The organism is Limnohabitans sp. TS-CS-82, from assembly GCF_002943475.1.
On the sequence record NZ_PTQX01000008.1, the window covers coordinates 230935 to 255311 of the forward strand.

The 24377-nt window shown below is 57.0% G+C and carries 21 protein-coding genes and 2 rRNA genes; 3 read left to right on the forward strand and 20 right to left on the reverse strand.

Annotated elements, in window-relative coordinates:
- Nucleotides 1-2: 2 nt before the first annotated feature.
- Nucleotides 3-1610, reverse strand: coding sequence for a carboxyl transferase domain-containing protein (locus tag C5F52_RS17045; RefSeq protein WP_104799549.1), 1608 nt, complete (start codon nt 1608-1610; stop codon nt 3-5).
- Between the two features lie 89 nt (nt 1611-1699).
- Here C5F52_RS17045 and C5F52_RS17050 point away from each other — a divergent pair, with 89 nt between their 5' ends.
- The gene (locus tag C5F52_RS17050) at nt 1700-2743 is read left to right on the forward strand and encodes an AraC family transcriptional regulator (protein ID WP_104799550.1); all 1044 of its coding nucleotides are present in this window, start codon (nt 1700-1702) and stop codon (nt 2741-2743) included.
- A 20-nt stretch (nt 2744-2763) separates the two neighbouring features.
- On the opposite strand, the gene C5F52_RS17055 is transcribed toward C5F52_RS17050, so the two are convergent.
- The 17 genes from C5F52_RS17055 to C5F52_RS17135 all read right to left on the reverse strand — a co-directional run bounded on the left by C5F52_RS17055 (nt 2764) and on the right by C5F52_RS17135 (nt 18878).
- A complete protein-coding gene (locus C5F52_RS17055) occupies nt 2764-3420 on the reverse strand; it encodes an HAD family phosphatase (protein ID WP_104799551.1) in 657 nt (218 codons plus the stop codon).
- A gap of 56 nt (nt 3421-3476) precedes the next feature.
- Nucleotides 3477-3881 carry a YchJ family protein gene (locus C5F52_RS17060; RefSeq protein WP_104799552.1) on the reverse strand — a complete coding sequence of 135 codons (405 nt, stop codon included), beginning with the start codon at nt 3879-3881 and terminating at the stop codon, nt 3477-3479.
- A 9-nt stretch (nt 3882-3890) separates the two neighbouring features.
- Nucleotides 3891-4784, reverse strand: coding sequence for a plastocyanin/azurin family copper-binding protein (locus tag C5F52_RS30250; protein WP_236657898.1), 894 nt, complete (start codon nt 4782-4784; stop codon nt 3891-3893).
- Between the two features lie 62 nt (nt 4785-4846).
- Nucleotides 4847-5977: an acyl-CoA dehydrogenase family protein gene (locus C5F52_RS17070; RefSeq protein WP_104799553.1), complete on the reverse strand. Its 1131-nt coding sequence runs from the start codon at nt 5975-5977 to the stop codon at nt 4847-4849.
- A 9-nt stretch (nt 5978-5986) separates the two neighbouring features.
- The gene (locus C5F52_RS17075; RefSeq protein WP_104799554.1) at nt 5987-7168 is read right to left on the reverse strand and encodes an acetyl-CoA C-acyltransferase; all 1182 of its coding nucleotides are present in this window, start codon (nt 7166-7168) and stop codon (nt 5987-5989) included.
- A 47-nt stretch (nt 7169-7215) separates the two neighbouring features.
- Nucleotides 7216-7884 carry a carbonate dehydratase gene (can, locus tag C5F52_RS17080; protein WP_104799555.1) on the reverse strand — a complete coding sequence of 223 codons (669 nt, stop codon included), beginning with the start codon at nt 7882-7884 and terminating at the stop codon, nt 7216-7218.
- A gap of 46 nt (nt 7885-7930) precedes the next feature.
- Nucleotides 7931-9112: an isovaleryl-CoA dehydrogenase gene (locus C5F52_RS17085; protein WP_104799556.1), complete on the reverse strand. Its 1182-nt coding sequence runs from the start codon at nt 9110-9112 to the stop codon at nt 7931-7933.
- Nucleotides 9113-9131: 19 nt separating this feature from the next.
- Nucleotides 9132-9596: a PaaI family thioesterase gene (locus C5F52_RS17090; RefSeq protein ID WP_369952843.1), complete on the reverse strand. Its 465-nt coding sequence runs from the start codon at nt 9594-9596 to the stop codon at nt 9132-9134.
- A complete protein-coding gene (locus tag C5F52_RS17095) occupies nt 9593-10015 on the reverse strand; it encodes a MerR family DNA-binding transcriptional regulator (RefSeq protein WP_104799557.1) in 423 nt (140 codons plus the stop codon). Before C5F52_RS17095 ends, C5F52_RS17090 begins: the two co-directional genes overlap by 4 nt.
- A 63-nt stretch (nt 10016-10078) precedes the next feature.
- Nucleotides 10079-10975 (reverse strand): M48 family metallopeptidase, encoded by an 897-nt coding sequence (locus C5F52_RS17100; RefSeq protein WP_104799558.1) that lies wholly within the window; start codon nt 10973-10975, stop codon nt 10079-10081.
- A gap of 10 nt (nt 10976-10985) precedes the next feature.
- A complete protein-coding gene (locus C5F52_RS17105) occupies nt 10986-11732 on the reverse strand; it encodes a 1-acyl-sn-glycerol-3-phosphate acyltransferase (protein WP_104799597.1) in 747 nt (248 codons plus the stop codon).
- Nucleotides 11732-12340 (reverse strand): D-glycero-beta-D-manno-heptose 1,7-bisphosphate 7-phosphatase, encoded by a 609-nt coding sequence (gmhB, locus tag C5F52_RS17110; protein WP_104799559.1) that lies wholly within the window; start codon nt 12338-12340, stop codon nt 11732-11734. The genes C5F52_RS17105 and gmhB overlap by 1 nt, the downstream gene beginning before the upstream one ends.
- Nucleotides 12341-12381: 41 nt before the next feature.
- Complete coding sequence (gene glyS, locus C5F52_RS17115) at nt 12382-14556, reverse strand: glycine--tRNA ligase subunit beta (RefSeq protein WP_104799560.1); 2175 nt, start codon at nt 14554-14556, stop codon at nt 12382-12384.
- A gap of 17 nt (nt 14557-14573) precedes the next feature.
- Nucleotides 14574-15479 (reverse strand): glycine--tRNA ligase subunit alpha, encoded by a 906-nt coding sequence (gene glyQ / locus C5F52_RS17120; protein ID WP_104799598.1) that lies wholly within the window; start codon nt 15477-15479, stop codon nt 14574-14576.
- A gap of 64 nt (nt 15480-15543) precedes the next feature.
- Nucleotides 15544-17190, reverse strand: coding sequence for an apolipoprotein N-acyltransferase (gene lnt, locus C5F52_RS17125; protein WP_104799561.1), 1647 nt, complete (start codon nt 17188-17190; stop codon nt 15544-15546).
- The gene (locus C5F52_RS17130) at nt 17190-18125 is read right to left on the reverse strand and encodes an HlyC/CorC family transporter (RefSeq protein WP_104799562.1); all 936 of its coding nucleotides are present in this window, start codon (nt 18123-18125) and stop codon (nt 17190-17192) included. The genes lnt and C5F52_RS17130 overlap by 1 nt, the downstream gene beginning before the upstream one ends.
- Nucleotides 18126-18152: 27 nt before the next feature.
- Nucleotides 18153-18878 carry a GNAT family N-acetyltransferase gene (locus C5F52_RS17135; protein ID WP_104799563.1) on the reverse strand — a complete coding sequence of 242 codons (726 nt, stop codon included), beginning with the start codon at nt 18876-18878 and terminating at the stop codon, nt 18153-18155.
- Nucleotides 18879-19009: 131 nt separating this feature from the next.
- On the opposite strand from C5F52_RS17135, the gene C5F52_RS17140 reads away from it, so the two are divergent.
- Both C5F52_RS17140 and C5F52_RS17145 read left to right on the forward strand, forming a co-directional pair.
- Nucleotides 19010-20707 (forward strand): AMP-binding protein, encoded by a 1698-nt coding sequence (locus C5F52_RS17140; RefSeq protein ID WP_104799564.1) that lies wholly within the window; start codon nt 19010-19012, stop codon nt 20705-20707.
- Nucleotides 20704-21624 (forward strand): MBL fold metallo-hydrolase, encoded by a 921-nt coding sequence (locus C5F52_RS17145; RefSeq protein WP_104799565.1) that lies wholly within the window; start codon nt 20704-20706, stop codon nt 21622-21624. The genes C5F52_RS17140 and C5F52_RS17145 overlap by 4 nt, the downstream gene beginning before the upstream one ends.
- 46 nt (nt 21625-21670) lie before the next feature.
- Here the strand turns inward: C5F52_RS17145 and rrf are convergent.
- A 5S ribosomal RNA gene (rrf, locus tag C5F52_RS17150) occupies nt 21671-21783 on the reverse strand.
- 156 nt (nt 21784-21939) lie between these two features.
- Nucleotides 21940-24377, reverse strand: a 23S ribosomal RNA gene (locus C5F52_RS17155); the annotation flags it as partial.

Consider the following 24377-nt stretch of genomic DNA (forward strand, 5'->3'; position numbering starts at 1 on the left):
CATCACATGCGGAACAAACCAAATTTGGTGTCAGGAATCGGCGCATTCAACGATGCACTCAATCCCAGCGCCAGCACACGCCGCGTGTCGGCGGGGTCGATCACGCCGTCATCCCACAAGCGCGCCGTGGCGTAGTAGGGGTGGCCTTGGTCTTCGTATTGCTGCTTGATGGGCGCTTTGAAAGCCTCCTCTTCCTCCATGCTCCAAGCGCCGCCTTTGCCCTCAATGCCATCGCGCTTGACGGTGGCCAACACGCTGGCCGCTTGCTCGCCGCCCATCACGGAGATGCGCGCGTTTGGCCACATCCACAAAAAGCGCGGGCTGAAAGCACGGCCGCACATGCCGTAGTTGCCCGCCCCAAAGCTGCCGCCAATGATGATGGTGAACTTCGGGACCGCCGCAGTGGCCACGGCTGTGACCATCTTGGCGCCGTTGCGTGCAATGCCTTCGTTTTCGTACTTGCGGCCCACCATGAAGCCGGTGATGTTTTGCAAAAACACCAAGGGGATTTTTCGCTGGCAACACAGCTCGATGAAGTGCGCGCCTTTCAAAGCGGACTCGCTGAACAAAATGCCGTTGTTGGCAATGATGCCCACCGGCATGCCTTCGATGCGCGCAAAGCCACACACCAGCGTGGTGCCAAAGCGGGCTTTGAATTCGTCAAATTCCGAGCCGTCCACGATGCGCGCAATGATCTCGCGCACATCAAACGGCTTGCGCGTGTCTGCGGGGATGACGCCATACAACTCTTGCGCATCGAACTTTGGCGGCACGGGTGTGTGGGTCGCGATGTTGGGTTGTTTTTGGGCGTTGAGGTTTTTCACGGCATGACGCGCCAGCGCCAAGGCATGCACATCGTTTTGCGCCAAGTGGTCGGCCACGCCAGACAGGCGGGTGTGCACATCGCCACCGCCTAAGTCTTCGGCCGTCACCACTTCGCCCGTGGCGGCTTTCACCAAAGGCGGGCCGCCCAAAAAGATGGTGCCTTGGTTTTTGACAATGATGGTTTCGTCGCTCATGGCGGGCACATACGCGCCACCCGCCGTGCAACTGCCCATCACCACCGCGATTTGCGCAATGCCTTGCGCGCTCATGTTGGCTTGGTTGAAGAAGATGCGACCAAAGTGGTCGCGGTCGGGGAACACCTCGTCTTGGTTGGGCAAGTTGGCGCCGCCTGAGTCCACCAAGTAAATGCAAGGCAAGTTGTTTTGCTGCGCGATCTCTTGCGCACGCAAATGCTTTTTCACGGTCAGGGGGTAGTAGGTGCCGCCCTTCACCGTGGCGTCGTTGCAGACGATCATGCAGTCCACGCCGCTGACGCGGCCAATGCCGGCAATCAGGCCCGCGCACGGGGCGTCGTTGTTGTACATGTTCAACGCGGCAAGCGGCGCGACTTCGAGAAACGGCGTGCCGGGGTCGAGCAGCATTTGTACGCGATCACGGGGCAAGAGTTTGCCGCGTGCGGTGTGTTTGGCCCGCGCCGCTTCGCCGCCACCGACGGCGATTTTTTCAAGATGCGCTTTGAGATCGTCCACCACGGCGCGCATGGCGGCAGCGTTGGCCGCGAAATCTGCGGAGCGGGGGTTCAATTGGGTGTGCAAAACAGTCATGTCTTCGTCCTTTGCGTCAGAGCTTAGGCCGAACCGTCACGCGTTGGGCGTCAGCAGGGTTGCAAATCCTGCCACAATGCACCTCCAATATGGTTAACCCTAGCCACGCAAACACACCGTCGCCAGCGCAAGGTCGTGCAGAGACGCCGATTGCTTTTATTCAGGCAATAGCGGCCGCTTACGCACAACGTGGCATGCCCATGGATGAGGCGCTGGCCAAGGCACAAATCGAGCCAAAGCTGCTGCAACAAAACGATGCCCGCGTGACGGCCATGCAGATGGAGCTGATCTCAGGCCTCGCCATGCAAGCCTTGGACGACGAAGGCTTGGGCTGGTTCAGCCGCCGCTTGCCTTGGGGCAGCTACGGGTTGCTGGTGCGTGCCTCGCTCACCTCGCCCACCCTGGGTTTGGCGCTGGCCCGCTGGTGCAGGCACCACGGCCTACTGACGGACGACATTCACCTGCACCTCAGCGAACGCCACGGCGTTGCCACCTTGCAATTGGACGAAGTGCGCGACTTGGGGCTGTTTCGCGAGTTCTGTGTGGTGTCCGTGTTGCGCAATGCCTTGGGCGTGGCGTGTTGGTTGACGGATTCGCGCATTCCCCTGCAAGCCACACATCTGCGTTTTGCAGCCCCCGCCCACGCAGACAGCTACCGCGTGTTGTTTGACGGGCCCACCACGTTCAACGCCGCGGCTAACACCTTGCAGTTTGATGCGGGCTATTTGGCCTTACCCGTGCGCCGCGATGAAGCCGCGCTGCAACAGATGCTGCAACGCGCCTTGCTGTTGACCGTGCGCCCTTACCGACGCGACCGCTTGCTGGTGGAAAAAGTGCGTCAAACCTTGGCCCAGCATCCCGAACATGGCCGCAACGCCGAAGACTTGGCCGCTTGGCTCAACATGTCGGCACGCACGCTGCACCGACAACTGAAAGAAGAAAACGCCTCGCTGCAAGAACTCAAAGACGCCGTGCGCCGCGATGTCGCCATGGCGCAACTGCAACGCACCACGCGACCGCTGAAACAAATTGCCGAAGCGGCAGGGTTTCAAAACGAGAAGAGCTTTATTCGCGCGTTCAAAGGCTGGACAGGCACCTCACCCGACGCGTTTCGTCAACAACGCCATCGCTGAGCGTCTTGGGTGCCAGCCCATCAGGCGGCGGTAAACAGCGCGGGGAACTCGCTCATGCAGGTGAACACATGGGCCGCACCGGCCGCACGCAACACGTCCGCCTGCCCGTGGGCGGCATAGCCCCACACCGTAGCCCCCGCCGCGACGCCAGCGGTCACGCCCACCGGTGTGTCTTCAACCGCCAGGCAACGCTTGGGGTCTTTGCCCAAATGCGCGGCAGCGGCCAAATACACATCGGGTGCGGGTTTGGTGTGCGGCACTTCGTGGCCACTGAAAATGCGACCGTCAAAGAAGTCGAACAAGCCCACTTTGCCCAGCATCAAATTGATTTTGAATCGGTCTGCGCCAGACGCGCAGGCAATCTGACCTTGGCACGCATCGAAGACGTGTTGCACCGCGGCGTGAATGTGCGGGATGGCCGTGATGTCGGCGTCTAAGCGCAGATTGCGACGGCGGTAAAACTCGTCCATGAAAGCATCGGTCAACGGCTTGCCTGTGTTGGCCTCGATCAAGTCGCGGCGATTGCGCACGGTGTGACCCACAAAGTGCGCCATGCATTCTTGCAAGGTCAGCGTCCAGCCACTTTCTTGCAGCATGTCGCGCAAGGCCCCGCAGGTGAGGGCTTCGCTGTCGACCAGCACGCCATCACAATCAAACAACACGGCTTCGAATTTCATACGCCAATTATCAGGGCCGGAACTGACGAAGAAAAACAGCGTCCTGGCACGACGCGCTAGAGCACATCGCCGTCCACATACAACCAACGTCCGTCTTCGCGCACAAAGCGGCTGCGCTCATGCATGCGCACGGCGCCGCTGGGCAGGCGGTAACGGGCGACAAAAGTCACCTCGGCCGTGTGGTCGCCGGTCATGTGGTGGTCGCGCACCTCAAGGCCTAACCATTTGGCACCCGCATCAAAGTCGAGCGACGCGGGGCGTGTGCTCGGGTGCCACGTGGCGAGCAAATAGTCAGCGCGCTCTTGCACAAAGGCGCTGTAACGAGAGCGCATCAAAGCCTCAGCGTTGGGGGCAGGCGTCACGTCAACGTGGTCCACAAAAACACCGCAACAGGCCGCGTACGCCAAGGGGCGACGCTTGGCGTCGATGCGTCCACAAGGGCAAGCGACAGCGGTGGTCATATCGCGCGTTTAAGGCAACACCGAGATGGTGCCGCGCATGCCTGCGTCGTAATGGCCGGGTTCAAAACACGCCATGTGCAACACGCCGGCATCGGTGAAGGTCCAGACCAACTCACCCGTTTCACCCGCGCCCAAGGACAAGGCGTTGTGGGCGTGTGAGTGCCCTTCTTTTTGCTGCTTCATGGCGGCCGCATGGGCGCGCAAATCGTCTTCGCTGCCAATCACCATTTCGTGACGCACTTTGCCGGTGTTGGTCACGCGAATGCGCACGGTCTCGCCGGAGGTGGCTTGCCAATTGGCGGGGGTGAAGCGCATGGCATCGTTCATCTCGATGGCGACGATGCGGGTGTCTGACGCCGCAGGGGCCTCATGGGTATGCGCGGCCTCTGTCGCAGCACCATGCGTGTGCGCCTCTGCGGCGGAGCTGTTGTCATGGGAATGGCTGTGTTCGGATGGCGGCAAACCTTGCAAGAGCGACCATGCGGTGGCGGAAATCGCCATGACCACCGCAAAAGCCACCAAGCCGTAGCTCACCAAAGACCGCACCGAGGTGCGCGTGCGCCCCTCCATGAAGTACATGGCCAAAAGGCTGAGCACAAAACCCAAGGGCACCACCCACAAGCTACGGTCTGGCGAATCAGGGAAGTGTTGCAAACCGCCTGTGAAAAAGCCCAATCCGATGGACGACACAAAACCAAAACCCAGCACATCGGTCCAGCGCACATTCAGCGCTTCGCGGTTGCGCGTCTCCAACCATGCGCCAAACAAATAGGACAACACGCCAAAGCCCGCCGTCCAAAACGAACGCGTCTCGCTGAAAAATCCGTGGTTGACGGCGCCAGCAATGAAGCTGATGCCGCCGTATTTGAAAAGCGTGGCAATGTGGGATTGCGCAAAGTTCATACGATGTCCTGTTAACGAAGCACGATGCTACACACGCCACGTGAATGGCATGTGAAGCGACATCAAGCCAAGGCGCGTTGGATGATGATTTTTTGCACGTCGCTGGTGCCTTCGTAAATTTGGCACACGCGCACGTCACGGTAAATGCGCTCGACGGGAAAGTCACTCACCACGCCGTAACCACCCAAAGTTTGAATGGCGACGCTGCACACCTTCTCGGCCGTTTCGCTGGCAAAGAGTTTGGCCATGGCCGCCTCTTTCAAACACGGCAAACCGGCGTCACGCAAAGCAGCGGCGTGGTACATCAACTGGCGCGCGGCTTCGAGCTGCGTGGCGCAGTCGGCCAAACGAAACCCCACGGCTTGGTGGTTGAAGATGGCGGTGCCAAAGCTCACGCGCTCTTTGCTGTATTGCAACGCCGCTTCAAACGCGCTGCGGGCCATGCCAATGCTTTGTGCGGCGATGCCGATGCGGCCACCTTCCAACGCGGACAGTGCAATCTTGTAGCCCTCGCCTTCCGCGCCAATCAAGTTCTCAGCAGGAATGCGGCAGTTGTCGAAGTTGATTTGCGCGGTGTCGCTGCTGTGTTGGCCCAGCTTGTCTTCGAGTCGCGCCACTTGGTAGCCGGGCGCGTTGGTCGGCACGATGAAGGCGCTCATGCCTTTCTTGCCCGCGCCTTTGTCGGTCACGGCAATGACGATGGCCACATGGCCATTTTTGCCGCTGGTGATGAATTGCTTCACGCCGTTGATGACGTATTCGTCGCCCTCTTTGGTGGCGGTGGTGCGCAGGGCCGACGCGTCGGAGCCCACATGTGGCTCGGTCAAACAGAACGCGCCGAGCATGTTGCCTTGGGCTAATTCGGTGAGCCATTGTTTCTTTTGCGCGTCGTTGCCGTAGCGCATGAGGATGGCGTTGACGGGGCAGTTGGTCACGCTGATGGCAGTGCTGGTGCCGCCATCGCCTGCGGCGATTTCTTCGAGCACCAAAGCGAGGGTGAGGTAGTCCAAACCAGCGCCGCCCAAGTCTTCGGGCACGCAAATGCCATACGCGCCGAGCGCGGCCAGCCCCTTGTGCACCGCGTGCGGAAAGGTGTGCTCTTTGTCCCACTTGGCGGCGTTGGGCCACAGTTCTTGTTGAGCAAAGTCGCGCACAGCGTCGCGGATCATGGTTTGGTCAGGCGTGAGCAACATGGCGCGTCCTTAAATGAGTTCTAAGGCCACGGCCGTGCCTTCGCCGCCACCGATGCACAAGGTGGCCAAGCCTTTTTTCAGGCCGCGTGCTTTGAGCGCGTGAATCAGCGTGACCATGATGCGTGCGCCGGATGCGCCGATGGGGTGACCCAAGGCACACGCGCCGCCGTTGACGTTGACTTTGTCGTGTGGCACGTTGAGTTCTTTCATGAGCGCCATGGGCACGACAGCGAAGGCTTCGTTGACTTCCCACAAGTCCACATCACCCACAGCCCAACCGGCTTTGGCCAACGCTTTTTGTGTGGCGCCAACGGGCGCGGTCGCAAACCACTCAGGCTCTTGCGCATGCGTGGCGTGGCTGACGATGCGGGCCAAGGGCGTGCAGCCCAATTGCTTGGCGGTACTTTCGCGCATCAACACCATGGCAGCTGCGCCATCGTTGATGGACGAGCTAGAGGCGGCGGTGATGGTGCCGTCTTTTTTGAAGGCGGGCTTGAGCGAGGTGATTTTGTCGAGCTTGACTTTGCCGGGGCCTTCGTCAATCGACACCACGGTTTCGCCAGCACGGGTCTTGACCGTGACGGGGGTGATCTCTGCAGCAAAGGCCCCCGACTCGGTGGCGGCTTTCGCGCGTTGCACGCTGGCGGTGGCAAAGGCGTCTTGCTCGGCGCGTGTGAAGCTGTATTTGGCGGCACAGTCTTCGCCGAAGGTGCCCATGCTGCGGCCTGCTTCGTAAGCGTCTTCTAAACCGTCGAGCATCATGTGGTCAAACAAACGGTCGTGGCCCAAGCGATAACCGCCGCGGCCTTTGAGCATGAGGTAAGGCGCGTTGGTCATACTTTCCATGCCGCCGGCCACCAACACATCGTGCGTACCAGCGACCAACATGTCGTGCGCGAACATAGCGGCGCGCATGCCTGAACCGCACATTTTGGACAGCGTCACAGCGCCAGCGCTCTTGGGCAAACCGCCTTTGAAACCGGCTTGACGCGCAGGGGCTTGGCCCTGGCCTGCCATCAGACAGTTGCCAAACAAAACTTCGGTCACCAACTCTGGGTTGATACCAGCACGCTCTACCGCGGCCTTGATGGCTGCACCACCGAGGTCGTGCGCGGCCAAGCTTGAGAAGTCGCCTTGAAAGCTACCCATGGGTGTACGGGCAGCACTGACGATGACGATAGGGTCGGACATGAATTTCTCCAATTTAAAAAAGAAAAATGCCGCGCCGACCCCGAGGGTCACGCGGCGGGAAGCATGCCACCACGGGGGTAGCGTTTGAAAGCGTTGCGGAACACATCGACCACTTCACCGGCATGGCTCATGGTCACACCGAGGTCTTTGACCAAGCCGTTGTCGAGGCCGTAAATCCAGCCGTGCACGGTCACCTTTTGGCCACGACCCCACGCGTCTTGCATGACGTTCGACAAGGCGACGTTGCCCACCTGCTCAATCACATTCATCTCGCACATGACCGACTCCAGCTCGGCTTGCGGCAAATGGTTGAGGCGCTGGCGATGGCGCAAGCGCACGTCTTGCACATGACGCAACCAGTTGTCGGCCAAGCCCACGCGTGTGCCACGCGTGGCGGCCAACACACCACCACAACCGTAATGGCCCACCACCATGATGTGCTCCACCTTGAGCGCGTCCACCGCGTATTGGATGACCGACAAGGCGTTCAAATCGGAATGCACCACCACGTTGGCCACGTTGCGGTGCACAAACACCTCCCCTGGGTCGAGGCCCGTGATTTGGTTGGCGGGCACGCGGCTGTCGGAGCAGCCAATCCACAAATACTTGGGGTTTTGCTGGTTGGCCAAGCGTGAGAAATACGCAGGATTCTCTTGAATCATGCGGCCGGCCCACGCCCGATTGTTGTCAAAGAGGTGTTGAAGTGATGTGCTCATGCGTCGATTGTCGCCGTGCCGCAATTCCTTTTTGTGACTACGGATTTCAGCAAGTCTCGGCAAACAACTCGCGGCCAATCAACATGCGGCGAATCTCGCTGGTGCCTGCACCAATTTCGTACAGCTTGGCGTCGCGCCACAAACGGCCCAGGGGGTACTCGTTGATGTAGCCGTTGCCACCAAAAATCTGCACGCCTTCGCCCGCCATCCACGTGGCTTTTTCGGCCGTCCACAAAATGACTGAGGCGCAGTCTTTGCGTACTTGGCGCACGTGATCGGTGCCAAGTAAGTCGAGGTTTTTCGCCACGGTGTAGGCAAAGCTGCGACCGGCTTGCAGCACGGTGTACATGTCGGCGACTTTGCCTTGGATGAGTTGGAACTCACCAATGCTTTGGCCAAATTGCTTGCGGTCGTGGATGTAGGGGATGACGTTGTCCATCACCGATTGCATGATGCCTAAAGGACCGCCAGTCAGCACAGCGCGTTCGTAGTCCAAACCACTCATCAAGACTTTGGCCCCCATGTTCAGGCCACCCAAAATGTTTTCAGCGGGCACTTCGACGTTTTGGAACACCAGCTCGCCAGTGTGGCTGCCGCGCATGCCCAGCTTGTCGAGCTTTTGCGCGACGCTGAAGCCCTTCATACCTTTTTCGATCAAAAAGGCCGTCACACCGCGTGCGCCCAACTCGGGCTCGGTCTTGGCGTAGACCACCAGCGCGTCGGCATCGGGGCCGTTGGTGATCCACATCTTGCTGCCGTTGAGCACGTAGTAGCCGCCCTTGTCCTCTGCCTTGAGCTTCATGCTGATGACGTCAGAACCCGCACCGGGCTCGGACATGGCAAGCGCACCGACGTGCTCGCCACTGATGAGCTTGGGCAGGTACTTGGCGCGCTGCGCATCGGTGCCATTGCGCTTGATTTGGTTCACGCACAAGTTGCTGTGCGCACCGTAGCTCAGGCCCACGCTGGCAGAGGCGCGAGAGATCTCTTCCATCGCAATCATGTGCGCGAGGTAGCCCATGTTGGCACCGCCGTACTCTTCGCCCACGGTGATGCCCAACACGCCCAAGTCGCCCATCTTGCGCCACAGATCCATGGGAAATTGGTCGTTGCGGTCGATCTCGGCAGCGCGCGGGGCGATCTCGGCTTGGGCGAATTCACGCACAGCGTCGCGCAGCGCGTCGATGTCTTCACCAAGTTGAAAATTCAGTCCGGGCAAGTTGTTCATGGGGGTCTCCTTGTGTGTCTCAGTAACTTTGTTTGACGGTGGCCAAGGTTTGTTGCATCAAGGCGCAAGGCGATTCACCGCCGTCGTCGTTCAGATGCACCACCTCGGCCGTGGTGATGATGAGCCGTTTGCCCGCACGCACCACATGGCCGCGTGCACGCAACTCGCCGCCTTGGAAGGCAGCCAAAAAGTTGATCTTGTATTCGACCGTGGTCACCTCTTGCCCCTCAGCGGCCAAGGTCAGACCGGCGTAGCCTGCGGCGATGTCGGCCAAAGCGCCCATCGCGCCGCCGTGGTAGCCGCCTTGCTGCTGGGTCACACGCTCGGAATAGGGCAAGGCGATTTCGACCTCACCGGGCGCGACCGACACCAAGCGAGCGCCGAGGTGGCGCATCATGCCTTGACGCACAAAGCTGGCTTCGATGCGGGCGTGCAAATCGGGATGCGCCGTCGTGACGGATGGAGGGGTGTTTGTCGTGCTCATGCTTTGACGGCCTTGGGTTGTGTCGCACTCACCGCACCTTGCTTGGCCAACAGGCTGCGGGCTTCTTTTTCATGCACCTTGACTTCGTCAAGGTTGGCTTGGATTTCGGCCATTTGCTCTTCCAGCTGGCGTTTGTGATCGGCCAGCACCACCAAAAACTTTTGCAGCTGTGGGCCTGTGTCGCGCGGGCTGTCGTACATGTCGATCAGGTCTTTGGCCTCCGTCAACGACAAGCCCAAACGCTTGGCGCGCAGGGTGAGCTTCAGACGCGTGCGGTCACGGTGGCTGTAGACACGATTGCGGCCGCCGGGGCCGGAGCGCTCCGGCTGCAGCAAGCCCATGTCTTCGTAAAAACGGATGGCCCGGGTCGTGAGATCGAACTCACGCGCCAAGTCGCTGATGGAATATGTGGTGGCCATGTTGTGTTTACGTTTACGTAAACGTCAATTATGACGGGAAAATTCAAAGCCGCCAAAAACGCGTCAATGCCAAGGCGGCAAGGGCTCGTCTTTCAACACGCGACGGCGCTCGGCGTAGTCGGGCATGACCGTTTTGACGGTGTCCCAAAAGCGCGGGCTGTGGTCCATCACGCGCAAATGGCTCAACTCATGGGCAACCACATAGTCAATCACCTCCAGCTTGTGGTGCACCAAGCGCCAGTTCAGGCGAATCGCACCACTCGCGCTGGCACTGCCCCAGCGCGTCGCCGCACTGCTGAGCGACAGGCGCTGCCACTGCACATTCAACAGCGGCGCAAAGTGGTGCAAGCGCTCGGTGAACAAGGCTTTGGCTTGCCGCATGAGCCAGGCCTGCACGGCATCGCGAATTTGCTCGGGCGTGGCGTAAAGCGGTAGGCCCAAGCGCAGCGTGTGCAAGGTGTCTGGGAGATCTGAAGGTTCAAATTGCGCGCTGTTCTTTTTCAAAGCGCGGCTGGAGTCGAGCACAGCCTGCAACTGTCCGCCCAGATAAGGCACCACCACGCCATCGCACCAAACGATGCGCTGGGCCCCCATCTGCGCATGCCGTTCGCCCATTTCAATCAGCTTGCGAGAAATCCAATCGGCCTTTTGGCGCAGCGCCGACTCGACCTCGCCCACCGTCACCCACGTCGGCGCGCTGACCTCCAGCCCATCGGGGCCCACAGACATGCCGATGGTGCGGCGCTTGCCACGTCGAAAGGCATAAGCCACATCGGTGGTGCCCAGTTGAATGCGACGCGTGGCGCGCGGGTGGGTGAACTGCGCTTTGGGCAGCACTTGGCCCAGTGGTTCGGCGGGTTGATGCGGCCCTTGCAGCGTTCGCGGCCTTGGCGAGGGCGGCGGCACAGGAATGGGTGACACCTCAAACATATCCAGCACGAGTTGCAAGAAGCGGCTCATGCGTGTGGCCTCACGACTTGGCGACGTAGGCCTCGGGATCGAGACGGTGCATTTCGGACTCGATCCAATTTTCGACTTCACGGGTCAGCTCATCGGCCTCGCGCCCGACGCTGTCAATGGGCGCGCCGATCGACACGTCCACCACGCCCGGGAACTTGATGAAGGCCTTGCGTGGCCAGCATTTGGCGGAGGTCACCGCAATCGGAATCACGGGTGCGCCCGTGGCGATGGCCAAGCGCGCGCCGCCACTTTTGTAATTGCCGCGCTCACCGCGTGGAATGCGCGTGCCTTCAGGAAACATGATGACCCACGTCCCTTGCGCCAGCAACTTCTGCCCCTGCTCCACCACTTTGCCAAAGGCTTTGGCGCGCTGGCTGCGGTCGATGTGAATCATGTCCAACAAGCCAATGGCCCAGCCAAAAAATGGCACGTACAACAACTCGCGTTTGAACACATAGGCCAAGGCGTGTGGCATGATCGCCGGCATCAAAAAGGTCTCGTACGTGGACTGGTGTTTGACCAACAAAATAGCGGGACTGGTCGCGCCATCAGGCAAATTTTCTTGGCCTTGAATGCGATAGCGCACGCCCATGATGACGCGTGCCGCTTGAATGCTCAGGTTGAGCCACGATGCCGCGATGGCGTAACGTTTGTCCGCCCCCAAGCCCACCGCCGCAGCCAACACAATCAACAAAGCAAATGGAATGACCGTGACAAACATGAACGCCATGTGCACGGTGGATCGAATCATGGCCATCATGCGAGGGCTCCTGTTTTATGAGGTGTTTTGTGCACCGAGTGGACTTTGGTCTCGGGCTGCACCAGCAGCCAATCGACAAAGGCGGCCAAGTCCTCATGCGCACGCGTGTCTGGCGGAAAATCAGCGGGCAATGTTTTGCCGCGCAGTTTTTGCCCCTTGCCCGTGTAGACCAAGTGCGGGGTGCACCCCGCCGCCGCACCGGCTTGCAAATCACGCAAGCTGTCGCCCACGGTGTGCACGCCAGTCAACTCCATGCCGTAGCGTTCACCAATTTGCTCAAACAAACCCGGCGCTGGCTTGCGGCATTGACAGGTTTCATCAGGGCTGTGCGGACAGTAAAAAACCGCATCAATGCGACCGCCCGCCACACCCAAGAGCTTGTGCATCTTGGCGTGCATGGCGTTGAGCGCAGCCACGTCGAACAAGCCGCGACCCAAGCCCGATTGGTTCGAGGCCACCACCACATGCCAACCCGCGTGATTCAGTCGTGCAATGGCTTCTAAGGCCCCCGGCAAGGGCAACCATTCATCGGCAGACTTGACGTAATCGTCGCTGTCTTGGTTGATGGTGCCGTCGCGGTCGAGGATGACGAGTTTGGTGATCATGCGGTGTATGTCTTGCGCTTAAGTGTGGCGGTGAACAAGGCTTAGGTTGCCAAGCACGACAAGTCGGCCACACGGTTCATGGCGAGGTGCAAGCTTTTGAGCAGGCCTTGGCGGTTCAAGCGCAAGTCCATCTCTTCAGCGTTGACCATCACATCGTCAAAGAACGCGTCCACAGGCGAGCGCAAAGTGGCCAAGGTTTGCAAAGAGGCGGTGTAGTCGCCGGCTTTGAACTGGGCTTCCGATTCGGGCAGCAACTTTTGCATGATGGCGTACAGCGCTTGTTCAGCGTCTTCTTTGAACAAGGCGGTGTTGACGTGTGCGTCGACTTCGCCTGCTTTTTTGAGCACGTTGCCAATGCGCTTGTTGGCAGCAGCCAAAGCAGCGGCCTCAGGCAAGGCGGCGAAAGCACGCACGGCAGTGAGGCGCTTGGCGACATCGCTCAAGCGTTGTGGTCGCAGCGCCAGCACGGCCTCCACCTCTTGCGCGGAATAACCTTGCTCACGCAAGCCGCCGGAGAGGCGGTCGTAAATGAAAGAGGTCAACGCTGCTGCGGGGTCGGTGATTTTGTCGCCGAAGACGGGGATGGCCTGTGCAATCAGCGCGTCCAACGCCACATCCAAATTGGCTTCGCTCAACATGCGCACCACGCCCAAGGCGTGACGACGCAAAGCGAAGGGGTCTTTGTCACCCGTGGGCAAATTACCGATGCCGAACATGCCGACCAAGGTTTCTAACTTGTCAGCCAAAGCCACCACCACGCCGACGGTATTGCGCGGCAATTCGTCGCCGGCGAAGCGGGGCTTGTAGTGGTCTTCGATGGCTTGCGCCACATCCTCACCCAAACCATCGTGACGGGCGTAGTAGCCACCCATGATGCCTTGCAACTCGGGGAACTCGCCCACCATGTCGGTCAGCAAATCGGTTTTGGCCAGTTGCGCGGCGGTGTCGACGGCTTGGGCGAAAGCAGCGTCTTTGGCTTGCGGCAACAAAGCGGCAATGCCTTTGGCGATGGCGCGCACGCGGTCTGTGCGCTCGCCTTGCGTGCCGAGTTTGTTGTGATACACCACCTTGGCCAAACCTTCCACGCGCGAAGCGAGTGTCTTTTTACGGTCTTGGTCAAAGAAGAATTTGGCATCGGCCAAACGTGGGCGCACCACGCGCTCGTTGCCACCAATCACAGCCGATGCGTCATCGGGCGTGATGTTGCTGACCACCAAGAATTGGTTGGTCAGCTTGCCAGCTGCGTCGAGCAGTGGGAAGTATTTTTGGTTGGCCTTCATCGTGAGGATGAGGCACTCTTGCGGCACGTCGAGGAATTGTTTTTCAAACTCGCACACCAACACGTTGGGGCGTTCGACCAAGGCGGTGACTTCTTGCACCAAGGCGTTGTCCAGCAACGCCACCTCAACCTCGGCATCGCTCAAGGCCTGCATGCCCTGCTCCACTTCCAGCAACGCATTGAACTGGCGGGCCTTGGCGCGAAGCTGACGAATCATGTCGCGGCTGCGCTCTTTGTAGCTGGCGATGACAGCGCCGTCTTTGGCGAGCGTGTCGGCGTAGACGTCAGCGTTGGCCAACACGACGGGCGACACACGGGCTTCAAAGCGGTGGCCTTGTGTGCTGTTGCCAGCGGTCAAGCCCAACGCTTTGACGGGCACCACGATGCTGCCGTGCAAGGCGACCAAGCTGTGTGCGGGGCGCACGAAGTTGACGCTGCTCCAGCCGGGCAATTCACAGTCGGTTTCGAGCTGGTAGCTCATCACTTTAGGGATGGGCAATTTGGCAATGGCTTCGCTCAAGGCCTTTTGCAAACCATCGGCCAAGCTCGCACCTTTGACAATGCTGTCGTAGAACAAGGCTTCGGCTTTGCCATCTGGGGCGCGTTTGAGTTGCGCCACGGCCTCGGGGCCAGCGCCCAAGGCTTGCAGTTTTTTCAGCAAAGCGGGTGTGGCGTTGCCACTGGCGTCTAAGCCCACAGTGACGGGCATGAGTTTTTGCTGCACGGCTTTGTCAGCAGCCAAGGCGGACACAGCGGTGATGTGCGCAGCCAAACGGCGTGGCGATGCGTAGGCCGTCACGGCTGAATTAGCTGCAGTCAAACCTTGGGCTTTGAGTTGCTCGAACAGCACGCTAGAAAAAGCGTCGCCAAGTTTTTGCAATGCCTTAGGTGGCAGCTCTTCCACGAAGAGTTCGATGAGTAGGTTTTGTGTCGTCATGTTCTTGTGTCCTACGCTCAAGCGGTCTTCTTTGGCATTTGTTCGACCCACTCGCGCGGGGCCATGGGAAAGCCCAAGCGCTCGCGGCTCTCGTAATAGCTTTGCGCCACAGCGCGCGCCAAGTTACGGATGCGGCCAATGTAGGCAGCGCGCTCGGTCACGCTGATGGCGCCACGGGCGTCCAGCAAGTTGAAGGTGTGTGCGGCTTTGAGCACTTGCTCATAAGCGGGCAATGCGAGCTGCGCGCCCATGAGGTGCTGCGCTTGTTTTTCGTGTGCACCAAAGGCGGTGAACAAGAACTCGGCATCGCTGTGCTCGAAGTTGTAGGTGGATTGCTCCACTTCGTTTTGTTTGTAGACGTCGCCATAGGTGAGGCCATCGGTCCATTGCAGGTTGTAGACGTTGTCCACGCCTTGCAGGTACATGGCCAAGCGCTCTAAGCCATAGGTGATTTCGCCGGTGATGGGTTTGCAATCAATGCCGCCAACTTGTTGGAAGTAGGTGAACTGCGTGACTTCCATGCCGTTGAGCCAAACTTCCCAGCCCAAGCCCCATGCGCCCAAGGTTGGATTTTCCCAATCATCTTCGACGAAGCGGATGTCGTTTTTCTTGAGGTCAAAGCCGAGCGCTTCGAGCGAGCCCAAGTACAGCTCCAAGATGTTGCTGGGCGCGGGCTTCAACACCACTTGGTATTGGTAGTAGTGCTGCAAACGGTTGGGATTCTCGCCGTAGCGGCCGTCTTTGGGGCGGCGGCTGGGTTGCACGTAAGCGGCTTTCCAAGGCTCTGGGCCCAAGGCGCGCAAGAACGTGGCGGTGTGCGAGGTGCCCGCACCGACCTCCATGTCGATGGGTTGCAACAAGGCGCAGCCTTGCTCGGCCCAGTAGGACTGGAGTTTGAGAATGATTTGTTGAAAAGTCAGCATAAAACCCATGCCAACATGGCGTTGGCGAAAAGGAGCAGGTCAAGACGCCTGCAAACCCTTGATTTTACGGGCCGAAATAGCGTTTACCGTGCTTGGCTCGAGAACCCAGCCAAGCCACACACGCCAACACGGCGAAAGCCAAGCCCACCAACGGCCAAAGACCCCAAGCAGAGACCCAGCGGGCGTAGGGCGTCGCCGGCCCATGAACGCCTTGAACCTGCCCATGCAAGGCACCTTGCACTGCGCTGGGCAGACGATGCGTGACCACCCCCTGTGCATCAATGATGGCGGTGGCCCCTGTGTTGGTGGCCCGCAACATCGGACGCCCCAGTTCCATGGCGCGCATGCGGGAAATATTCAAATGTTGGTCAATGGCGACGGTATCGCCGAACCAAGCAATGTTGCTGACGTTGACCAAGATGGTGGGGGCGTGATCGGGGTCGGCAAAGCTTTTGGCCAGCTCTTCGCCAAACAAATCTTCAAAACAAATATTCGGGGCGATGCGCTCACCCTTCCATGTCAACGAAGGCTGGACCACGGCGCCGCGTGAAAAGTCGCCCATGGGAATGTGCATCAGGCGGACAAACCACTGAAACATGGGGGGCACAAATTCGCCAAAGGGCACCAAATGGTGCTTGTCGTAACGGTACGGTTCACCTGCCGTGTTGGGCTGTAGCGCTAAGACGGAATTGGTGAATTGACGTGCGCGTTCAGCCGAGCTCCCCGCCTCCGCGTTGACCTGGGCCACCAAAGGCATGCCGATCAACGCCGCTTGCTGGCCGTGCGAGAAATGTTGTTGCAAGTCTTGCCAATAGCCTGCGGGCAATTGCTGCGGCAAAAGCGGCAATGCCGTTTCGGGGATGACGACCAAGTCAGCACGGCTTTGCAACAGCCCTTGCCGATAGTCATTCAGGGCTTGGGCCACGCCTGTACCGAACTTCAAATCTTGCTGCACATTGCCTTGCAGCAGCGTGACGGTCAATGGGGCGTGAGAGGATGAATCCGTGACAGACGCAGGTGACGTTAAGGTCGTGACACCCACCGTGGCGAATGCACCAACAAACAGCCCGCCCGCCAAACGGTTGCGCCAAGCGGTGCGTGACTGTCCGTTTTCAGCGCCCAGCAACATGGCCACAAACGCGGCCATGCCGCTCATGCCGTACACCCCAACCCATGAGGCCCAAGGATGCAAAACACCATCCACGTGGGCATAGCCAATGGCCCCCCATGGCAGGCCGGTGAACAAGGTGCCACGCACCAACTCTGCCAACATCCACAGCACGCCAAAGGCGGTCGCTTTGCTGAGAACACCGAGTTGGCGCACGCCGATGGCGCAATACACCCAAGCGGCGGCAGCGTAAATACAAGCCAAGCTCGCCGCAAGTGCCAGCACAGCCGCCCCAGCCAAAAGGGCGGGCATGCCGCCGTACGTGTTCATCGAAATGAACAACCACCACAAACAGCCGACTAACCATGCGCAAGCAAACCACCAAATGCGCGAAAAGGCCTCTCGCGGTTGTTCGGAACGGTCTAGCCATGCCGCAGCGAATGACAAACTCAAAAGCTGCAACCAGCCCAATGCCACGCCTTGACTATTTCCTGCAAAAGGCCACGCCAATGCCAAGGCTTGCAACAGCCCTGCTGCGATCAGCCCCAAGGTGAGCCAGACACGAGACAGGGGCAGGCGGGGCGTGTTTTGCGTCAGTTGCATCAGACCGAACGAGGCTGCGCCTTAGCTGGCGAGGGGTAGACCTTGAACCATTTCACGGCCCCAGCTTTGGTGTGCATCACTTCAAAACGCTGCTCGCTGACATCGAAAAATTCCCCACGACGTGGCACATGCCCCATCGCGTGGGCAATGAAGCCCCCAATGGTGTCGAATTTGTTCTCGCCATTGGCGGTGTCTTCATCCAACTCAAAGGCGATGTTGAAAGCTTCGGCAACGCGCGACATATCGGTGTCACCGCTGACGCGGAAGGTGCTGTCGGCCAGGGAAAAAATATCGCCGGCATCGTCGTCTTGATCGAACTCATCTTCAATCTCACCGACGATTTGTTCCAGCACATCTTCGATGGTGATCAGGCCGGCAATGCGGCCAAACTCGTCGACCACCAAAGCCATGTGGTTGCGGGTGTTGCGAAACTCACGCAGCAGATCGTTCAAGCCTTTGCTTTCGGGCACAAAGACGGGCGGGCGCAGCAAGGTGCGCAAATTGAGCGCAGGCGACCGCTGAAGTTTGAGTAAGTCTTTGGCCAACAAAATACCGACGATGTTGTCGCGCTCCCCCTCAAAAACGGGAAAGCGAGAGTGCGCGGTATCAATGACCTGATGCATGCAGTCGTCAATGGCCTCATCGATGTTGATCAAGTCCATGCGCGGTGCGGCGACCATGACTTCCCCTGCCGTCAAGTCAGCCATGCGCAGCACGCCTTCGAGCATGATGCGGCTCTCAGCGCCAATGACTTGGTTATCTTCTGCGTCGGAAAAAGCGCCCATGAGCTCTTCGTGAGAGTCGGGGCCGGGATGGATGAACTCGATGAAACGCTGCCAATAGGTGCGTTGGTCATTCGAGTCTGCAGCTCTTGAGTTCGGGGCGATCACATGATTGCGGCGCTTGGCCGCGAAAGTCTGTCTAGCCTTAAGCATAGCCCAAGCACGGCGTTGATTGCCTGACTATTCTGCAGCTTGGTGGCGGCCTGCACGCACGCCTTGGCGGATTTCTTCGACTTTGGCTAAGAAGTCCCAAAATTTCTTCGCGTCTTCTTTGATGCTGTAGTTGGCTTTTGCAAATTGATCCACCACCAACTCAGTGACGCGGCTGTCTAAATCTCGTTTGGGTAAGCGCAAATAGGCCTCGGTCTCTGAGCCATCACGCTCCACAGTCGCGCCGCTTTTTCGAGCGATTCGGATCATGGGGGCGTTCTCGCTCAAGGCGTGAATATAAATTTCGGAAATTTTTTCATTGCGAGCGTGCATGACCGCGCGTTCGAACAATCGCGCGCCATAGCCACGGCCTCGCGCAGAGGCTTGCACAGAGACGCCAAACTCTGCATTCGACGTGCGGCCGGGCTCTTTCATGATGGCCAAATGTGCCATGGCCACGATGTCTAAGTTGCGGTTAAAAATACCGTAAATCTCGTCGCGCTCAAACTTCAAACCGTCCACATAGCGAAGCACCTGTTCGTCATTGGCGGCATAGCCAAAACGCAAATACCGGTCTTGTGCAGACAAGGCCAGTAAATGTTTTTTGATGCCGGGCAAATGACTGGCGTTCAATGGACAAATGGGGATCAAAACACCCTCTGTATCTTGTTTGAGCGGTTGTGGCACACCAAAACGGGCAAGCAATTGACGACCCGCGTCTAAAGCCGTTTGTGTCAGTGTGTGTGTCAAAGTCATAGATACAATTATACGGGTTTTCCCTTATTCTTGCAACTATCTGACAACGAAGAAATGTGACTGTCTGCCGAGGGACACTCCCAATGGCGACGCGTCCTTGTGGCATTCAAAATGCCTCTAAGGAGACATGAATGAATAAACCATGGTTGCAATCTTACCCAGAGGGCGTGCCGCATGAGGTGCATCCCGAGCAATTTAAATCAGTCGGTGAATTTTTAGAGGCCTCGTTCAAGAAAAATGCCTCGGCGCCCTTTTCGGTCTGCATGGACCAATGGATGACTTACGCGGATGTCGACCATGCATCTGCCGCTCTAGGTGCATGGCTCCAGCAGCTGGGCTTGGAACCTGGCTCACGCGTCGCCATCATGCTGCCTAACTTGCCACAATTTGCTGTCACGATGTCTGCGATTCTTCGTGCTGGCTATGTCTGCGTGAACGTGAACCCGCTGTACACCGCCAGAGAGTTGCAGCACCAGCTGAACGACTCTGGTGCCACCACGATTGTGATCTTGGAAAACTTTGCGAAAACGCTTCAAGAAGTGATCGATCAAACACCGATTGAGACGGTCGTTTTAACATCTTTGGGCGATATGCTGGGTTTTTGGAAGGGGCATTGGCTGACCTTTGCGGCCCGCCATTTGGCAGGAATGGTTCCAGCATTCAAGCTCACGCGAACCACACCCCAGGGGCGCGAAAGAAAAATTGTGTCGTTTACGCAGGTGTTGACGAAAGGCGCGAGTCTGTCATTGAAACCAGCAAATACCGATCTGTCGTCCACTGCATTTCTTCAGTACACAGGGGGAACGACTGGCTTGTCAAAAGGCGCCGTTCTCACGCACAGAAATATTATTGCAGCGGTGTTGCAAGCCGAGGTTTGGTTCACACCTGCGGTCAAACGCATTGGCGATGTTCGAAAGGTAAACTCGATAGCTGCATTGCCGCTTTATCACATCTTCGCGTTGACGCTGTGTTTGCTGTCCATTCGGTGGGGCGCCCATATGACGCTCATTCCGAACCCGCGCGATATCGATAAATTTGTGGACGTGCTGAAAAAACGCCCTTTCCATCTGTTACCGGCCGTGAACACGCTGTTCAACGCTTTGTTGCAGCATCCTCATTTCAAGTCGCTCGATTTTTCAAGCTTATGTGTGTCGCAAGCAGGAGGAATGGCGGCTTCCGAAGGCACGGCCAAACGGTGGCAAGAAGTGACGAATTGCGCCATGGTGGAAGGTTGGGGGATGAGCGAGACCTGTGCGATCGGGACCAATAACCCGGTGAACGCGACACAGTTCAGCGGAAAAATTGGTCTTCCTCTGCCTAGCATCGATATCGCCATCAAAGACGATTCTGGACAAAGTTTGCCGGTTGGACAAAGCGGCGAAATCTGCATCAAAGGTCCCAACGTGATGACAGGTTATTACCAACAACCCGAAGAAACAGCCAAGGCTTTCACGGACGATGGGTTCATGCGCACAGGTGATATTGGCATCATGGATGAGCACGGTTACACACAAATTGTGGATCGAAAAAAGGACATGATTTTGGTCAGTGGCTTCAACGTTTTTCCAAATGAACTTGAAAACGTGATTTCCCTCTGCCCTGGCGTTGTTGAGTGCGCCGCAGTCGGCATTCCCGATGAGAAGCAAGGCGAGTCGATCAAAGTTTTTGTGGTGCGTAGTGATGTGACGTTGACGGAGGAAGATATTTCTAGTTATTGCCGCGACAACTTAACAGGCTACAAGCAGCCTAAATACATTGAGTTCAGAGACGAATTACCGAAAACGAACGTGGGTAAGGTATTGAGACGTGAATTGCGCGCGAACAAATGACCGTTGAAATTCAACTGCCTACAGGCGTTACTTTTCTTGAACGCGGATGGCTGTCTTCGAACAATGTTTTGCTTCACGACTCGGAACAAGCTGTTTTGGTTGATACAGGCTATTGGACGCATGCGCAACAAACGGAGGACTTGATTCAATCCGTGATCGGCACTCAAACACTGAATACGATCATCAACACACACCTGCACAGCGACCATTGCGGCGGAAATGCACACCTTCAAACAGCGTACCCACAAGTTCAGACACGTATTCCGCCAGGGCATTTTGAGTATGTGACGCAATGGAATGCTGAAGCACTGACCTACACGCCAACGGGCCAGCACTGCCCGCCGTTCAAAGCGCTAAGTTGCATCCAATCTGGCGACACCTTTGAAGTCGCAGGTCGACAGTGGCATGCTTATTCGGCACCGGGACATGATCCGCATTCAATTATCTTGTTCTGCCATGCAGAAGGTATTCTGATTTCAGCGGATGCTTTGTGGGAAAGAGGGTTTGGGGTTGTTTTCCCTGAAATAGAAGGCTTGTCGGCCTTCGATGAAGTTGAGGCAACGCTAAATCTCATTGAGTTGCTCAAACCACAGCTTGTTCTACCTGGACACGGATCAGCGTTTACAGATGTCGCAAATGCCCTACTATTTGCACGAGCTCGTTTGAAAGGGTTTACAGCTTCGCCGTTAAAACATGCGATATACGCAGCTAAAGTTCTTTTGAAATTTAAATTACTCGAGCTGCAATCTGTGGATATCGACGTATTTTGTAAATGGGCCAGTAACTGCTCGTATTTTCACGAACTGCATAAATATTTTGACCAGACCACATTCGAGAATTGGACGTTAGAAATGTGCGAATCATTAGTAGCATCAGGCGCAGCAACCCGTATTAAAAATACATTAATCAATCGCTAAAAAAAAAGCCCCACTCAAATGAGCGGGGCTTTCTGCGGCTGTAACAGCCTGACGATGTCCTACTTTCACACGGGAACCCGCACTATCATCGGCGCTAAGTCGTTTCACTGTCCTGTTCGGGATGGGAAGGAGTGGTACCAACTTGCTATGGTCATCAGGCATAACTTGTTGTCACCTTGAACCGAACAACGCCAAAGGCGTGTCTTTTCAAGGCAACGAATTCATAGAGCAAATCAGCTTTGGTTTATTTTAATTGCGTCACTTGGCATAACTTCCTTGATCACATTGAACTTCTTAAGGTTCGATCAAAGTTATAGGGTCAAGTCGCACGAGCAATTAGTATCAGTTAGCTTAACGCATTACTGCGCTTCCACACCTGACCTATCAACGTCCTGGTCTTGAACGACTCTTTAGGGGGCTCAAGGCCCCGGCAGATCTCATCTTGAAACGAGTTTCCCGCTTAGATGCTTTCAGCGGTTATCTCTTCCACACATAGCTACTCGGCAATGCCACTGGCGTGACAACCGATACACCAGAGGTGTGTCCACTCCGGTCCTCTCGTACTAGGAGCAGGCTTCCTCAAATCTGCAGCGCCCACGGAAGATAGGGACCAAACTGTCTCACGACGTTTTAAACCCAGCTCACGTACCTCTTTAAATGGCGAACAGCCATACCCTTGGGACCGGCTACAGCCCCAGGATGAGATGAGCCGACATCGAGGTGCCAAACACCGCCGTCGATATGAACTCTTGGGCGGTATCAGCCTGTTATCCCCAGAGTACCTTTTATCCGTTGAGCGATGGCCCTTCCATACAGAACCACCGGATCACTATGTCCTACTTTCGTATCTGCTCGACTTGTCAGTCTCGCAGTTAAGCACGCTTATGCCATTGCACTATCATCACGATGTCCGACCGTAACTAGCGTACCTTCGAACTCCTCCGTTACGCTTTGGGAGGAGACCGCCCCAGTCAAACTGCCTACCATGCACTGTCCCCGATCCAGATAATGGACCTAGGTTAGAACCTCAAACACACCAGGGTGGTATTTCAACGTTGGCTCCACCGAGACTAGCGTCCCGGCTTCAAAGCCTCCCACCTATCCTACACAGATCCGTTCAAAATCCAATACAAAGCTACAGTAAAGGTTCATGGGGTCTTTCCGTCTTTCCGCGGGGAGATTGCATCATCACAAACATTTCAACTTCGCTGAGTCTCAGGAGGAGACAGTGTGGCCATCGTTACGCCATTCGTGCAGGTCGGAACTTACCCGACAAGGAATTTCGCTACCTTAGGACCGTTATAGTTACGGCCGCCGTTTACTGGGACTTCAATCAAGAGCTTGCACCCCATCATTTAATCTTCCAGCACCGGGCAGGCGTCACACCCTATACGTCCACTTTCGTGTTTGCAGAGTGCTGTGTTTTTATTAAACAGTCGCAGCCACCGATTCTCTGAGGCCTCATTCTGCTCCCCTTGTACAGGTTCACATACTAAAGGCACACCTTCTTCCGAAGTTACGGTGTCAATTTGCCGAGTTCCTTCTCCTGAGTTCTCTCAAGCGCCTTAGAATACTCATCTCGCGCACCAGTGTCGGTTTGCGGTACGGTCGTGTGTAGCTGAAGCTTAGTGGCTTTTCCTGGAAGCAGGGTATCACTCACTTCGGATGCAAGCATCCTCGTTATCACCCCTCATCTAAGCCCGGCGGATTTACCTACCAGGCACGACTACAGGCTTGAACAGACATATCCAACAGTCTGCTGAGCTAACCTTCTCCGTCCCCACATCGCACTACACATCGGTACAGGAATATTTACCTGTTTCCCATCAACTACGCATCTCTGCCTCGCCTTAGGGGCCGACTCACTCTACGCCGATGAACGTTGCGTAGAAAACCTTGCGCTTACGGCGAGGGGGCTTTTCACCCCCTTTAACGCTACTCATGTCAGCATTCGCACTTCTGATACCTCCAGCACGCTTTACAACGCACCTTCACAGGCTTACAGAACGCTCTCCTACCACTTGCAATAAATTGCAAATCCGCAGCTTCGGTAACTGGCTTAGCCCCGTTACATCTTCCGCGCAGGACGACTCGATCAGTGAGCTATTACGCTTTCTTTAAATGATGGCTGCTTCTAAGCCAACATCCTGACTGTTTTAGCCTTCCCACTTCGTTTCCCACTTAGCCAATTTTAGGGACCTTAGCTGGCGGTCTGGGTTGTTTCCCTCTTGAGTCCGGACGTTAGCACCCGGTGCTCTGTCTCCCAAGCTGTACTCGTCGGTATTCGGAGTAAGGATTGGTTTGGTAAGTCGCCATGACCCCCTAGCCAAAACAGTGCTCTACCCCCGACGGTAATACTTGAGGCACTACCTAAATAGTTTTCGGAGAGAACCAGCTATTTCCAAGTTTGTTTAGCCTTTCACCCCTATCCACAGGTCATCCGCTAATTTTGCAACATTAGTCGGTTCGGACCTCCAGTACCTGTTACGGCACCTTCATCCTGCCCATGGATAGATCACTTGGTTTCGGGTCTACACCCAGCGACTAATTCGCCCTATTCGGACTCGATTTCTCTACGGCTTCCCTATTCGGTTAACCTTGCCACTGAATGTAAGTCGCTGACCCATTATACAAAAGGTACGCAGTCACCCTTGCGGGCTCCTACTTTTTGTAAGCATACGGTTTCAGGATCTATTTCACTCCCCTCCCGGGGTTCTTTTCGCCTTTCCCTCACGGTACTAGTTCACTATCGG

Bases quoted from the DNA above. Each gene is read 5' to 3' on its own strand.
- C5F52_RS17060 (WP_104799552.1), bottom strand. From the start codon at position 3,881: ATGACCACCGCTGTCGCTTGCCCTTGTGGACGCATCGACGCCAAGCGT.
- can (WP_104799555.1), bottom strand. From the start codon at position 7,884: ATGAGCACATCACTTCAACACCTCTTTGACAACAATCGGGCGTGGGCC.
- C5F52_RS17095 (WP_104799557.1), bottom strand. From the start codon at position 10,015: ATGGCCACCACATATTCCATCAGCGACTTGGCGCGTGAGTTCGATCTC.
- C5F52_RS17100 (WP_104799558.1), bottom strand. From the start codon at position 10,975: ATGAGCCGCTTCTTGCAACTCGTGCTGGATATGTTTGAGGTGTCACCC.
- C5F52_RS17135 (WP_104799563.1), bottom strand. From the start codon at position 18,878: ATGACTTTGACACACACACTGACACAAACGGCTTTAGACGCGGGTCGT.
- C5F52_RS17075 (WP_104799554.1), bottom strand. From the start codon at position 7,168: ATGTCCGACCCTATCGTCATCGTCAGTGCTGCCCGTACACCCATGGGT.
- C5F52_RS17045 (WP_104799549.1), bottom strand. From the start codon at position 1,610: ATGACTGTTTTGCACACCCAATTGAACCCCCGCTCCGCAGATTTCGCG.
- C5F52_RS17145 (WP_104799565.1), top strand. From the start codon at position 20,704: ATGACCGTTGAAATTCAACTGCCTACAGGCGTTACTTTTCTTGAACGC.
- C5F52_RS17055 (WP_104799551.1), bottom strand. From the start codon at position 3,420: ATGAAATTCGAAGCCGTGTTGTTTGATTGTGATGGCGTGCTGGTCGAC.
- C5F52_RS30250 (WP_236657898.1), bottom strand. From the start codon at position 4,784: ATGAACTTTGCGCAATCCCACATTGCCACGCTTTTCAAATACGGCGGC.
- lnt (WP_104799561.1), bottom strand. From the start codon at position 17,190: ATGCAACTGACGCAAAACACGCCCCGCCTGCCCCTGTCTCGTGTCTGG.
- C5F52_RS17050 (WP_104799550.1), top strand. From the start codon at position 1,700: ATGGTTAACCCTAGCCACGCAAACACACCGTCGCCAGCGCAAGGTCGT.
- gmhB (WP_104799559.1), bottom strand. From the start codon at position 12,340: ATGATCACCAAACTCGTCATCCTCGACCGCGACGGCACCATCAACCAA.
- C5F52_RS17090 (WP_369952843.1), bottom strand. From the start codon at position 9,596: ATGAGCACGACAAACACCCCTCCATCCGTCACGACGGCGCATCCCGAT.
- C5F52_RS17070 (WP_104799553.1), bottom strand. From the start codon at position 5,977: ATGTTGCTCACGCCTGACCAAACCATGATCCGCGACGCTGTGCGCGAC.
- C5F52_RS17085 (WP_104799556.1), bottom strand. From the start codon at position 9,112: ATGAACAACTTGCCCGGACTGAATTTTCAACTTGGTGAAGACATCGAC.
- glyQ (WP_104799598.1), bottom strand. From the start codon at position 15,479: ATGCTGACTTTTCAACAAATCATTCTCAAACTCCAGTCCTACTGGGCC.
- C5F52_RS17140 (WP_104799564.1), top strand. From the start codon at position 19,010: ATGAATAAACCATGGTTGCAATCTTACCCAGAGGGCGTGCCGCATGAG.
- C5F52_RS17130 (WP_104799562.1), bottom strand. From the start codon at position 18,125: ATGCTTAAGGCTAGACAGACTTTCGCGGCCAAGCGCCGCAATCATGTG.
- C5F52_RS17105 (WP_104799597.1), bottom strand. From the start codon at position 11,732: ATGGCCATGATTCGATCCACCGTGCACATGGCGTTCATGTTTGTCACG.
- glyS (WP_104799560.1), bottom strand. From the start codon at position 14,556: ATGACGACACAAAACCTACTCATCGAACTCTTCGTGGAAGAGCTGCCA.